General features: G+C 35.0%; 14 protein-coding genes. 12 read left to right on the top strand and 2 right to left on the bottom strand.

Annotated elements, in window-relative coordinates; genetic code table 11:
- Nucleotide 1 precedes the first annotated feature (1 nt).
- From pyrE to HF964_RS05575, 8 genes are all read left to right on the top strand, one after another.
- Nucleotides 2–640: an orotate phosphoribosyltransferase gene (gene pyrE / locus HF964_RS05610; protein WP_210726994.1), complete on the top strand. Its 639-nt coding sequence runs from the start codon at nt 2–4 to the stop codon at nt 638–640.
- Nucleotides 641–660: 20 nt separating this feature from the next.
- The gene (locus HF964_RS05605; RefSeq protein WP_246220255.1) at nt 661–1,596 is read left to right on the top strand and encodes a dihydroorotate oxidase; all 936 of its coding nucleotides are present in this window, start codon (nt 661–663) and stop codon (nt 1,594–1,596) included.
- A 193-nt stretch (nt 1,597–1,789) separates the two neighbouring features.
- Entirely contained in the window at nt 1,790–2,245 is a 456-nt protein-coding gene (gene nrdR, locus HF964_RS05600) for a transcriptional regulator NrdR (RefSeq protein WP_168722075.1), read from the top strand.
- 17 nt (nt 2,246–2,262) lie between these two features.
- On the top strand, nt 2,263–3,660 hold the full coding sequence (locus tag HF964_RS05595) for a DnaD domain protein (RefSeq protein ID WP_168722074.1): 1,398 nt from the start codon (nt 2,263–2,265) through the stop codon (nt 3,658–3,660).
- The gene (dnaI, locus tag HF964_RS05590; protein ID WP_168722073.1) at nt 3,657–4,595 is read left to right on the top strand and encodes a primosomal protein DnaI; all 939 of its coding nucleotides are present in this window, start codon (nt 3,657–3,659) and stop codon (nt 4,593–4,595) included. The genes HF964_RS05595 and dnaI overlap by 4 nt, the downstream gene beginning before the upstream one ends.
- Nucleotides 4,596–4,666: 71 nt before the next feature.
- Nucleotides 4,667–5,791, top strand: a complete 1,125-nt coding sequence (locus HF964_RS05585) for a YibE/F family protein (RefSeq protein WP_168722072.1) — start codon at nt 4,667–4,669, stop codon at nt 5,789–5,791.
- On the top strand, nt 5,791–6,555 hold the full coding sequence (locus HF964_RS05580) for a YibE/F family protein (protein ID WP_168722071.1): 765 nt from the start codon (nt 5,791–5,793) through the stop codon (nt 6,553–6,555). The genes HF964_RS05585 and HF964_RS05580 overlap by 1 nt, the downstream gene beginning before the upstream one ends.
- A gap of 222 nt (nt 6,556–6,777) precedes the next feature.
- On the top strand, nt 6,778–7,737 hold the full coding sequence (locus HF964_RS05575; RefSeq protein WP_168722070.1) for a peptidylprolyl isomerase: 960 nt from the start codon (nt 6,778–6,780) through the stop codon (nt 7,735–7,737).
- A 47-nt stretch (nt 7,738–7,784) separates the two neighbouring features.
- Here the strand turns inward: HF964_RS05575 and HF964_RS05570 are convergent, their stop codons facing one another.
- Nucleotides 7,785–8,075, bottom strand: a complete 291-nt coding sequence (locus HF964_RS05570) for a hypothetical protein (protein ID WP_168722069.1) — start codon at nt 8,073–8,075, stop codon at nt 7,785–7,787.
- An 11-nt stretch (nt 8,076–8,086) separates the two neighbouring features.
- On the bottom strand, nt 8,087–8,515 hold the full coding sequence (locus HF964_RS05565; protein ID WP_168722068.1) for an HIT family protein: 429 nt from the start codon (nt 8,513–8,515) through the stop codon (nt 8,087–8,089).
- A 185-nt stretch (nt 8,516–8,700) separates the two neighbouring features.
- Here HF964_RS05565 and HF964_RS05560 point away from each other — a divergent pair, with 185 nt between their 5' ends.
- From HF964_RS05560 to HF964_RS05545, 4 genes are all read left to right on the top strand, one after another.
- Nucleotides 8,701–9,429, top strand: coding sequence for an ABC transporter ATP-binding protein (locus HF964_RS05560; protein ID WP_168722067.1), 729 nt, complete (start codon nt 8,701–8,703; stop codon nt 9,427–9,429).
- Nucleotides 9,430–9,431: 2 nt separating this feature from the next.
- Nucleotides 9,432–10,637, top strand: a complete 1,206-nt coding sequence (locus tag HF964_RS05555) for an ABC transporter permease (protein WP_168722066.1) — start codon at nt 9,432–9,434, stop codon at nt 10,635–10,637.
- Nucleotides 10,638–10,658: 21 nt separating this feature from the next.
- Entirely contained in the window at nt 10,659–11,321 is a 663-nt protein-coding gene (trmB, locus tag HF964_RS05550; protein WP_168722065.1) for a tRNA (guanosine(46)-N7)-methyltransferase TrmB, read from the top strand.
- Between the two features lie 127 nt (nt 11,322–11,448).
- Nucleotides 11,449–12,744, top strand: coding sequence for a bifunctional folylpolyglutamate synthase/dihydrofolate synthase (locus HF964_RS05545; RefSeq protein WP_168722064.1), 1,296 nt, complete (start codon nt 11,449–11,451; stop codon nt 12,742–12,744).
- Nucleotides 12,745–12,768 lie beyond the last annotated feature (24 nt).

The following is a 12,768-nucleotide window of genomic DNA, read 5'->3' as shown; positions in this document are numbered from 1 at the left end:
GATGAGCAACGTTGATTTAAATGCAATCGCCACTGAAATTTCAGCTGGTTTATTAGAAATTGGTGCCGTTAAGTTACAACCAAACGATCCATTTACTTGGGCTTCAGGTATTAAGAGCCCGATTTATACGGATAATCGTCAAACAATTGGTTACCCTAAAGTGCGATCAATTATCGCTCAAGGGTTGGCAACGTTGATTAAGAATAAATTCCCGGATGTTGAAGTTATTGGGGGTGTGGCAACGGCTGGAATTCCTCACGCCGCTTTAGTAGCCGATATTCTTGATTTACCAATGATTTATGTGCGCGCCCAACCTAAGGATCACGGTGCTAAAAAGCAACTTGAAGGTTACGATGTTACTGATAAAAAAGTTGTTTTGATTGATGATTTAATCTCAACGGGTGGCTCGGTCCTTGGAGCAGCCAAGGCAGTGACTGCTGAAGGTGGCAACATGCTCGGGGTGGCCGCCATCTTTACTTACGAATTACCAAAAGCGGATGAAAATTTTGCCGCACAAGGTTTAGAATACTTTGCAGTAACTAACTACTCAAACTTAATTAACACCGCGGCCAATGAAGATTACGTTTCACATGATGATGTTGAAATGTTAACTAACTGGCGTAATGAATTAGCAAAATAATATCAAAATTGGGAGATTTAATGATGGCAATTGATTTTAAAACAACGATGGCAAGTGTAGAATTTCCAAGTATTTTCTTGAATGCGTCTGGGGTTAACTGTATGACAGTTGCTGAAATGGACGAAATGATTAACGCAGCATGTACTGGTGGGGTTGTCACTAAGAGTGCCACACCACAACAACGTGAGGGGAATCCCCAACCACGCTACTACCAATTGGAACATGGTTCAATTAACTCAATGGGCTTACCAAATGCCGGTTTTCCATACTACTTGGACTATGTAACGAGGGAACATGCTAAGCCAACGATTTTATCAGTTGCCGGATTACAAATGTCTGACAATATTGAATTACTCCACAAAATTCAAGCTAGTGAATACACTGGTTTAACGGAACTTAACTTGTCATGTCCAAATGTGATTGGTAAGCCACAAGTTGCCTATGATTTTGAAGAAACGGATGCACTTTTAGCCGAAATTTTCAGTTTTTACACGAAGCCATTAGGGGTTAAATTACCACCATACTTTGATTTGGTGCACTTTGATCAAATGGCGGCCATCTTAAACAAATACCCATTAACGCACATTAACACCGTTAATTCAGTGGGAAATGGTTTATGGATTGATATTGATACTGAAAAAGTTGTTATCAAGCCTAAACAAGGTTTCGGTGGTCTTGGTGGCGCGATGATTTTGCCAACTGCTTTGGCCAATGTCCGTGCGTTCCGCCAACGCTTAAACCCAAGTATCAAAATTATTGGTACCGGTGGGGTAACGAGTGGTAAGGACGTCTTCATGCACTTATTGTGTGGTGCTGACATGGTTAGTGTTGGGACCGCTTTATTACATGAAGGGGTTGGTATTTTCCAACGCTTAACTGATGAATTAGCTACAATTATGGCGGAAAAAGGTTACACTTCAATTGAAGACTTCCGTGGTAAAGTTCAAGATTTCTAAATTAAAAAACGAGTTTGGCTTAGCCAAACTCGTTTTTATTTTCTTGGATTTTGAGGTTAGTTAACTTATTAAATAAATAATTACGTGTTTCTACAGTGCTATTTAGATATATCGCTATCGAAATTTCTGTTATAATTTAATAAATGTGGCGTTTAAAAGCCCCAATATTTTCCTGAAAGAAAGGTAGTAACGCATGCAATGTCCTAATTGTCATTTTAATGATTCGCGGGTTGTAGATAGTCGCCCGGCTGATGAAGGTCGTGCGATTCGTCGTCGTCGTGAATGCCCTAATTGTGGTACACGTTTTACAACATTTGAGCGGCTCGAGATGACGCGGCTGTTTGTAATTAAAAATGATGGTACACGTGAAGAATTTAACGGTGATAAATTACTACGTGGTTTAATTCGAGCGGCAGAAAAACGTCCAATTAAAAGTGATCAATTAATGCAAGTAGTAGCACAAGTTGAAAAAGATTTACGTAAACTTGGCGAGAGTGAAGTAACTAGTCAAATTATCGGTGAATATGCACTTAAGTACCTTAAAGATATTGACAAAGTGGCTTATATTCGCTTCTCAAGTGTTTACAAACACTTCGATAGTCTCGAAGTATTTTTACATGAGCTACATGACATTATTGACGAAAAATAATAATTTAAGGAGTATTAATGACTGATTTTAAACAACAGCTCAATCCGATGAGTGGCTTTATTTTATCTGAAGGTGCTAAGTTGACAGACTATGATCAGTCAATTATTACAGCCCTTTATCAACCAATTATTGGCCCAGAGGCAATGGTTTTATTAAATACATTGTGGAATTTAATTGACCAAAAGCCACTACTCTCAGAGCGAATTTTACACACCACACTGATGAATATCGTTAATTTATCACCACAAGCAATAGTAATTGCACGTGGCCGTTTAGAGGCGGTTAATTTAATGCAAACATGGCACAATGTTGATACTTTAGGTGAATATTATGTGTACGAAATGCATGCACCACTACAGCCACAGCAATTTTTTACTGATGAATTGATGAGTGTCTTACTGCTAAGTGCCGTTGAAAGTAGCTACTATCAAAAATTACAACAACGTTTCCAATTGCGCCAATTAGCTAAGATTGACGGCGAAAATATCTCCCAAAAAATTACCGATGTTTTTAATATTAATTCAGAAGCATTTAAAACGGTAGCAGATTTGCCAACTAATCCTGTGCAACGGCAAACAAATGCCACAATTGCATATGATGAAATAGTTACTAAAAATAAAGCAACTTTTGATTTTGAATTATTAGTCGATAGTTTGCAAAATACAGGAATTAATCGAAAAACATTAGAACTTAAAAGGAATATGTTATTTGCACTTCATCAAACCATGGGTATTAATGAATTGGAATTAAGTAAATATATCCGTAGAACAATGACATTTGATACTTTTGAAATTAATGATGATTTACTTAAACAGCAAGTTATTGAAGCTTATCGTCCACAAAATAAACAAGGCATAGAAACAAATAAAGTTGATGTATCATCAAGTACAAGCCTTAGTGAAAATGAAATTAGTTCATTACCGGTTGCTGTTCAAACTGTTTTACGAAACGCTCAGGAATTAAAGCCTCGTGAATTTTTACAAAGTATTAAAGAAGAAAAACATGGTTTTCCAACTACTAATGAGGTTAAGACAATTACCGATGTAATTGAGGCGAACGTTTTACCATTGGAAGTTGTAAATATCTTAATTTTTTATGTATTAATCACATTAGGTCGTGACAATATCAACCGGGCATATTTTAATAGTATTGCTAATACTTTAAGTCAAAATCGTATTACTGATGCATTAAAGGCATTAAAATTTTTGGGTAAGTTCCAACGTGAACAGCAAAACAAAGTAACAAAAAGGTATGCAACTGGTCGTGCTAATAAAAAAGTTGAAACGAAGCCAACCTATGTAGATACACCGGCACCTAAAGTTACAGCTAGCGAATTAGCTGCCACTAAGGCAAGTCTTAATCGTCTCAAAAAAAGTCGGCTTCAACAAGATAAAGTGCGAGGAGGGCAAGGATGATGGAAGATTTAGGTGCTAAATTACGTGGGTATTTAGCTACCCATAAAGAGCATGGTGCAGTTGTGCAAGCAGCATTACAAGAGGCTTTTAATAATCCAGAAGTTCAGGCGTTTTTAGCAGCACAATCAGTTGAATTACCACATGATTTCTTTGAAAAATCGGCCGCAAAGATTTTTGAATTCGTTAAACAAAAAAATAACTTGGCACAAGGTAAACAAACCATTGCACCTGGATATGTACCTGAGTTACGGTTAGAACAAGGTTATGCAACTGTTGTTTATCGGCCAACGCAACAAGCAATTATGGCAGATAAGTTACGTAAACGCCAAGCTAGGATTAAGGCAATTAATATGCCTAAAACGATTCGGCAAGCCAGTTTTGATAATTTTGATTTGGATGTAAGTCGCCAGCCAATTGTTGGTCAATTAGTTACATGGATTGAGAATTATCTAGCTAAGCCTAATCAATACCATCAGGGGATGTATCTTTACGGTAATTATGGTATTGGTAAAACCTACTTAATGGGTGCATTAGCTAATGAATTAGCTGATCATGGGCTTGGTGTTACAATGGTTCATTTTCCGACATTTGCAGTTGAAATGCGTAATTCAATTGCCAATAAAGAAACTAATACACTTGAACAAATTCAAGTTATTAAGGAAAGCCCAGTTTTAATTATTGATGATATTGGCGCAGAATCAATGAGTGCTTGGATTCGTGACGATGTTTTGGGTGTTATTTTGGAATATCGAATGCAAAATGAATTAGCTACATTTTTTACATCAAATTTTGATTTAAAGCAATTAGAACATGAACATCTAGCGGAAACTAAACAAGCAGTTGAACCGGTTAAAGCGGAACGTTTAATGCAGCGAGTACGTTTTTTAGCTAAAGAAGTTTTTATGAATGGTCATAATCGGCGTCTAGATGTTTAATATTTTTAATATTGGTAAAAAGAAAAGTGGTGGCGAAGCCATCACTTTTCTGTGTTTATTAAGGAGACCAAATGATCAAACAGAATGTAATTAATTATCTACGGCCTAATTCAATACGGCAACTTTTAATGTATATTATTATCATATTAATGGGGGTAGGGGTATTTTTGACCCGTTATGATGCACCATTATACCAAAATCATATTGTTGGGGTAGTGGAAACTGCAACGCAGCAAAGTAAACAAAAAACGACTGATCAATTTAATAACGTTGATTACTCTATTACACAGGTATTAAGAATTAAAATTTTAAATGGAGATCGTCACGGCCAAAAAGTTAAAGTTAAAAATAACTATTTTAAAAGTGGTGGTTTAAATCAAGCATACCGCCCAGGGCAACAACTATTTTTAAATCACGAGGCGGGTAATGATATTAGTATTATTGGTCAAAAACGCGATACTTTGGTTGCCTTAATGGCTTGGATTACGGTTAGCTTATTATTAATGCTAATGCGGCTACCAGGATTAATGACGTTAATAAGTGTCATAATTAACGTTACTTTACTATATTTGGCAATTAAGCTTGATTTAAATGTAACAAATATTAATGTTGTTTTTTTATTTAGTAGTGTTGGTATTTTAATGGCGTTTGTTACCTTAAGTCTGGCCTTAGGGTGGAATAAAAAAATGGCAATTACATTGACGGCAACTTTATTGAGTAGTGTAGTTGCCTTAATAATCGCCAATATTGTTATGAGCCTTACCCATCAACGTGGTTTAGAATTTGAATTAATGGATTATATTACTCAATTACCACAACCAATCTTTTTAGCAGAAGCATTCTTGGCAGCCTTGGGAGCAATTATGGATGCATCAACTGATATCATTGCAACACAATTTGAAATTCAAGAGGCACATCCAGAAGTTTCTCGGCGTAACTTATTTAATGCTGGTTTAGGGGTAGGACGTTCAATTATGGGAGCGTTAACCAGTGTCTTATTCTTAATCTTTATTTCTGAAACATTTGCTATGAGTTTACTCTATTTGCGTAATGGGAATACATGGGGCTATACAATTGAAATTAATATGGTTTTAGGGATGGTACAAACAACTATTGCTGGGATTGGAATTGTACTAGCAGTACCAATTGCAAGTGGCCTAGCAGCTTTCTTCATACGTAATAAGGAGGTTGCCTAATGAGTACAATGACGGCTTTATTTATTATTCTAGCACTGCTATTGATCCTAATAGGTGGCAAAATGGGGCTAGAAGCAATTGTTAGTTTAGTATTTAATTTTTTCTGGCTATTTTTAACGATTACTTTAATTGCATGGGGCTTTTCGCCATTAATAGTGGTTACGATTACAGGTGTGATTATTTTAGCCATGACGATTTTCCTAAGTGACGATAATGATCAAGTAACGCGAGTAGCATTTGCCACAGGGGTTGTAATTATGTTAATGTTGATTGCAATTATTGTACCAGTTGAGCACTTTGCGACGGTGCAAGGATTTGCCAATGAAGATTCAGATGCACTCGAAGGCTTATCTTTAAATATTGGGATTAACTTTTTACAAATTACAATTGTAGCGACTATTCTTAGTACACTTGGAGCAATTGCAGAAGCAGCAATGGCTGTTGCTGCTGGGATGCAAGAATTAATTAGTGACAGTCCAGATATTCCGACAAGCAAATTATTTGGCCATGGAATGCACATTGGGCAACAAATCATATCAACTGCGATTAATACTTTATTTTTTGGCTTTATGGGAAGCTTTTTAGGGTTAAGCATTTGGTTTATTCGTTTGAATTATGGCTTTGCAGATATGATTAATGCTAAAATTTTTGTATCAGAGTTTTTACTACTTATCTTTTCAATGATTGCTGTAATTTTAGCAGTACCATGTACCGCATGGTTTATGAAATTGGATTTACAACGGCAATCTAAAAGTAAAGTTTAATGCAATTATTAGTAATTAAATAATTAATATGATAGAGTATAAAAGGTATTAGATAGGTATGTGACGCTATTTAATATCTTTTTTGTTGTATATAATGTACAAAAATTGCATAGAAAATGTTTAATCTTCAATTAATTTTCTTACAATAAAATCTAATATTGTGATAGAAATATGGTATCATTAAAGTATATTGATTATTTTAGAAAAGGATGTGTCGTTATAATGAAATTTAAAAAAGCGGTTTTAGGTGTTGCAGCTGTTGCAACTGCTATGTTACTTGCTGCCTGTGGTGATAAGACTATCGCTACAATTAATGGGGGTCAAAAGATTACCGAAAGTGAATATTATTCAAGCTTGAAAGCAACTGCTTCAGGAAAGCAAGTACTTTCAACTATGATTATTAATAACGCTTTGGACGCACAATTTGGTAAGAAAGTTTCAGCTAAGGATGTTAATGCTGAATTTAACACTTACAAAAAGCAATATGGTAGTCAATTCTCACAACAACTTGCAGCATCAGGTTTAACTGCTGCTTCATTAAAAGAAAATATCCGGACACAAAAGTTATTAAACTTTGCAATGCAATCATACTCACCAGTAACAAAGAGTCAACTTGATAAACAGTTTAAAGCTTACCAACCAAAAGTGACTGTTCGTTATATTTTGTTGAAAAACAACGATGATGGTAAAAAACAAGCCGGTCAAGTTGTTAGCGATTTAAACAATGCTAAGGGTGACAAAGAAGCTGAATTTATCAAATTAGCTAAGAAATTCTCAACTGACCCATCAACTGCAAATAATGGTGGTTTATACACACCATTTGATAATACTGATACTAATACTGATCCTGCCTTTAAGGCTGCAGCTTTCAAGCTTAAGAAGGGTGAATATACTACAGAACCAGTATTTTCAAAACAATTTGGTTACTTTGTAATTTACATGAAGAGTGACAACAATAAACCAGAAAAGATAACTCCAGCAATCAAAAAGACTTTGGAAAAGCAAATTACAACTGCTAATTTAAATGACCAAACTAAGGTTTCTGCTGTAATTAAGAAGGTTATTAAGAAAGCTGATCCACAAATCAAAGATAACGATTTAAAGAATGTTTTACAAGCATACTTACAACCTAACTCAGCTGCTGCACAACAACAAGCACCTGCTAATCCAGCTGGTAACTAAAAATAAATAATAAAAAAGCACTGACGTAGTATGTCAGTGCTTTTTTATTATTTATTTTTTGGTTTATATTTATTAAGTTCAGCTTGAATACGATTAAGATGTTGCTGAATCCGTTCTAAACGTGGCTGAGTTTTAAATTCAAATTTAGCAACTGAACGTTCTAAATCGGTTTGTAAAGCTTCAAGTTGCGGCAAAGTCGCTTGTAATTGTTCGCTTGATACTTTAAGGCTTGAAATAGCTTGCTTAAGTTGGCTAACTTGAGCAATTAGTTGTCGAAAGTTTGATTGAATTTGGTTAAATAGGTGACGCCAACGATTATTTAATTGGGCAAACATCATCAAGTCCTCCTTTATTTGGTTAAGTGATTAGCAATGGCTTTTTGAACATCTCCGTATTGTTCAGGAGTGTATAAAGCTGAGTTGTCTGAAAATTTAATACTCATGTCATCGTCTGAACTGTATCGTGGAATTAAATGAATGTGTGAATGAAATACTGACTGGTAAGCAATTTGGCCATTATTATTAATAATATTCAGACCTTTAATATCACTATTAATCGCCTTAATAGCACGTGCTAATTCAGGAAGCTTCGTAAAGACTTTCGTAGCTAGATCAGTATCGTATTCAAAAATATTTGTAACATGCTTTTTGGGAATAAGGAGGGTGTGTCCAGGCGTAACTTGAGTAATATCAAGGAAGCCAAGAACATCATCATCTTCATAGACTTTGTAACTTGGAATATCACCGTTTACGATTTTGCAAAAAATACAATCTTCCATTAAAAAACTCCTTAAAAATATATTATTAGTTGATAATTTAATTTTAGCCCATTTATAAAACTATTGGTAATACTTTAGTGAATTAATTCTAACATAACTTAGATAATTGAGTATGGTATACTGATTTGATAGGATTATTATTGAATAGTTTAAACTAAAATTACTTTAAAACGAGAGGCACGGTAATGACATTAACAATTAATCATTTAGTTGGTGGATATTCACAAGTTCCTGTAATTAAAGACGTTAACTTTGAAGTCGCAGATCAAGAATTAGTTGCCTTGATTGGACTTAACGGAGCCGGTAAGTCCACAACTATTAACCATATTATCGGATTATTAACACCACAGCATGGTGATGTTTCAATTGATGGAACATCATTAATGGCTAATCCAGCTTTATATAAGCAAAAAATTGCTTATGTACCAGAACAACCAGTTTTATATGATGAACTAACACTTAAAGAACATTTAGAATTAACCATTATGGCTTATCAGCTAGATGACGCAACAGCATGGAATCGTGCTAATGAGTTATTGAAGATATTTCGTTTGGATAACAAACTAACATGGTTTCCGGCAAATTTCTCCAAAGGTATGAAACAAAAAGTAATGTTAGTTAATGCTTTTATGACTAATGCGGATGTATTTATTATTGATGAACCATTTATTGGCCTAGACCCATTAGCAGTTCATGACTTACTTGGCCTAATTGCAGAAGTTAAAGCTCGGGGAGCAGCAGTTTTAATGTCAACCCATGTCTTAGATACAGCTGAAAAAATTGCCGATCGTTTTGTATTATTGCATAATGGTGAAATCCGAGCTGACGGCACCTTGGCTTATTTACGCGATCAGTTTCCTGAAGCGGGTTCCTCTTTGAATGATATCTATTTGACACTTGCGAAAGAGGTCTAAAAATGGATAAATTATTTCAACAACGCCGACAAAAATACATGCAGAAAATGTTACGTTATCTACGATTAGTATTTAATGATCAGTTTACAATTGCGTTTGTATTTTTAATTGGTGGTCTAGGGTATTGGTATGCTGGTTTTTTGCAGACATTACAATACACATGGTGGGAAAAATTCATCGCCATGTTTTTAATGATTGGCCTACTTCAGTTTGGTAATTTAGCAACATTATTAAAGCCTGCTGATAAAGTATTCTTAATGCCACAAGAAATTAATATGGAACGGTATCTAAAAGCTGCACTGCGTCATAGTTTATGGCTGAGTTTGTTAGTTCAAGTAATCGGAATAATTTGTTTATTACCATTCATTGAGGTTGCATTTCAAGCTAATCTAATTGAAACATTATGGCTAATTCCAACATTTATTGTGTTTAAGAGCTTGATTTTATATGATCAAATGCAAAGCTATTATAGCCATCATAATTTATTGTGGTTACGAGTTGTATTACCATTATTAACGTTTGCTTTATTTGGTGTCCGACTTGATATGGCCTGGGCATTTATCTTTGTCCTACTTGTGGCGGTTGGGCGCTTAGGGATTCGAGATAAATTTTGGAGCGGTATTTTTGATTGGAATGAAGCAATCGAAATTGAAAATAGTCGGCAATTAAATATACTCCGTTTCTTTAATTTATTTACGGATGTTCCACAAATTGGTGGACAGACTAAACGTCGGCGTTGGTTAAATTTTTGGTTTGACCGACTACCCAAAAACCCACAACATGTGTATACTAATTTATACTGGCGTGGGTTATTACGAAGTAGTGAATACTTTGGTTTAATTATTAGACTAACCATAATTGGTGCATTAATTGCATATTTTGTACACAATGAAATTGTAACGCCAATAATTTTAGTACTGGTCTTATACTTAATTGGTATTCAATTGTTGCCACTTTATCATAAATATGATGAAATAGTATTTACCCACTTGTATCCTATTGATGCAAAAATCCGCCAACGTAACTTCAAGCAAGTGATAACTAAAGTGTTGAGTGTGATTGGGATTATCTTGCTTCTAGCTAATTTAATTGGTAGTGCTCCATGGTCTACTTTTTTTATTAGTATAGTGATTATTATTGTTGAAATTGTGCTTTTTAGTTACTGGTTAGTACCAAAACGAATTGCACGTAAAGAAAAGAATTATTGAAATAGAAATTGAGGAACTCAGATGCGTTTACGTCGAAAACCTTGGGCAGTAAAATGGCTTGCTGACCATGCTGATTTAGTTATTACACAAGCTAAGGCAGAAACATTAAAAAATAACTGGCAAAGTATTTTTCCAAAAGAACAACCAATTATGATTGAAGTTGGAACTGGGAAAGGTCAATTTATTATTGGAATGGCTAAAAAATTCCCTGACATTAACTTTATTGGGATGGAAATCCAAGAAGGCGCAGTAGCGGTTGCAGGACGAAAGGCGTTTGAAGATGCCGATGAACTACCTAACTTGCGTTTTGTATATGGGGATGGAGCCGGCGTTGATACATACTTTGCTAAAGGTGAAGTAGCTAAAGTATATTTGAACTTTTCTGATCCGTGGCCAAAGTCAGGACATGAAAAACGGCGATTAACTTATAAATCATTCTTACAAAGTTATGAAAATATTTTACCAGCCAATGGTGAAGTTGAATTCAAAACTGATAATCGTGGTCTATTCGAATATTCATTAGGCAGTTTTGCAAATTATGGCATGACTTTTGATAAAGTGTGGCTTGATATGCACAATGAAGATCCAGCTAATCTTGAACAAAATGTTGAAACTGAATATGAGCAAAAATTCAAAGTAAAAGGGCCAATTTACAAGTATTTAGGTCATTTTAACGCAAAGTAACTCCAAATATCGAATAAGGTAGATTCTACTTAGTGGAATCTGCCTTTTTTGCACGTGTAATTGCTTAATTATGATAGAATTGGACTAATAGTTTTAAATCATGTAATTTCGGTTGGAGATATTTAAAATGATAAATAACGATGAATATTTAAAAATAACCAAACAAATGGATAAAGGTTGGCGAGTAATTGATGAGAATCGGGTTCCATTTTTACGTAAAGTATTAAGTTGGCTTGATAATCCGGATCAACAATATAAAATTATTCATATTGCGGGTACAAACGGAAAAGGTTCGACGGGGGAAATGTTGAACCAAATATTGCAAGCAAGTGGTTATCGTGTTGGAAAATTTTCAAGTCCAGGATTATATACACACCGTGAACAAATTATGGTTGATAGCACTTATATCAGTTCGAACGAGTTTGTGACCGAATTTAATAAAATCCTAGTGATTTTAAAACAGCATGCTTTAGATATTCAAGCGTTATCGTTCTTCGAATGGTGGGTCATTATTGCATTAGACTTTTTTGCTACACAAGAATTAGATATTGCGATTATTGAAGTTGGCGTTGGTGGTGAACTAGATGCAACCAATGCCATTACAACTTCAATCGTTAACATCTTCACTAAAATAGCACTTGATCATCAAAATATATTAGGTGACAGTTTAGGTGCAATTGCGGAAGCTAAATGTGGTATTTTACGTCCAGGGGCCCACGTGATTAGTTATAGTGGTCAGCAAGCTGAAGTTCAAGCAATTATTGAAAAACGCGCACAAATAATTGGGGCCAAAATATATCATGGGCCACGCCCTAAGATTACTAGTTATAAAGTAACGCCAGCGGGAACAAATGTGAAAATTGATGATGACGCCGAAGTTTTTTTGAGCTTAGGTGGCCAATTTCAGTTACTTAATTTAAATACAGTTTTACAAACAATAAATGTCTTAAGAGAATTAGAATATGTAATTTCTACTGCGGCAATTAAGCAGGGGTTAGGTCAAGCAAGGTTACCTGGACGAATGGAATATGATGCGAAAAATAATATTATTCGTGATGCTGCACATAATCCAGATGGAATCGAAGCTTTAGTAGCTTCACTTAAATCGTGGCGCTTACCATTTAAACCAACGGTCATTTTAGGAATTTTACGTGATAAAAATTATATAACAATGCTAGAAACTTTGTTACCACATGTTGCACGTGTAATTGCAATTACACCTGCAAATCCAACCCGCTCATTGACTGCTGATGAGCTTGCAGCACAAATTTTAGAAATGGATGATAATGTTGAAGTTTCAGTTGCAGATGATCCGACTGCAGCCATTACAGTTGCAAGGCAAATTCGGGAGTCTAGTGATGCAATGATTGTTATCACAGGGTCTTTTTATACCTTGCGAGCAGTTAAGGGAATTAAATTTTAGAATTAACGAAAGAAGAGAATGCAT

The sequence above is a fragment of the Periweissella fabalis genome (genome assembly GCF_012396505.1).
Lineage (GTDB): Bacteria > Bacillota > Bacilli > Lactobacillales > Lactobacillaceae > Periweissella > Periweissella fabalis.
The sequence above is the reverse complement of the archived record's forward strand: the minus strand, read 5'-3'. Positions and strand labels throughout refer to the sequence as shown.

Bases quoted from the DNA above. Each gene is read 5' to 3' on its own strand.
- HF964_RS05575 (WP_168722070.1), top strand. From the start codon at position 6,778: ATGAAATTTAAAAAAGCGGTTTTAGGTGTTGCAGCTGTTGCAACTGCT.
- HF964_RS05545 (WP_168722064.1), top strand. From the start codon at position 11,449: ATGATAAATAACGATGAATATTTAAAAATAACCAAACAAATGGATAAA.
- trmB (WP_168722065.1), top strand. From the start codon at position 10,659: ATGCGTTTACGTCGAAAACCTTGGGCAGTAAAATGGCTTGCTGACCAT.
- HF964_RS05555 (WP_168722066.1), top strand. From the start codon at position 9,432: ATGGATAAATTATTTCAACAACGCCGACAAAAATACATGCAGAAAATG.
- HF964_RS05565 (WP_168722068.1), bottom strand. From the start codon at position 8,515: ATGGAAGATTGTATTTTTTGCAAAATCGTAAACGGTGATATTCCAAGT.
- HF964_RS05605 (WP_246220255.1), top strand. From the start codon at position 661: ATGATGGCAATTGATTTTAAAACAACGATGGCAAGTGTAGAATTTCCA.
- HF964_RS05560 (WP_168722067.1), top strand. From the start codon at position 8,701: ATGACATTAACAATTAATCATTTAGTTGGTGGATATTCACAAGTTCCT.
- HF964_RS05585 (WP_168722072.1), top strand. From the start codon at position 4,667: ATGATCAAACAGAATGTAATTAATTATCTACGGCCTAATTCAATACGG.
- HF964_RS05595 (WP_168722074.1), top strand. From the start codon at position 2,263: ATGACTGATTTTAAACAACAGCTCAATCCGATGAGTGGCTTTATTTTA.
- nrdR (WP_168722075.1), top strand. From the start codon at position 1,790: ATGCAATGTCCTAATTGTCATTTTAATGATTCGCGGGTTGTAGATAGT.
- HF964_RS05570 (WP_168722069.1), bottom strand. From the start codon at position 8,075: ATGATGTTTGCCCAATTAAATAATCGTTGGCGTCACCTATTTAACCAA.
- HF964_RS05580 (WP_168722071.1), top strand. From the start codon at position 5,791: ATGAGTACAATGACGGCTTTATTTATTATTCTAGCACTGCTATTGATC.
- pyrE (WP_210726994.1), top strand. From the start codon at position 2: ATGAGCAACGTTGATTTAAATGCAATCGCCACTGAAATTTCAGCTGGT.
- dnaI (WP_168722073.1), top strand. From the start codon at position 3,657: ATGATGGAAGATTTAGGTGCTAAATTACGTGGGTATTTAGCTACCCAT.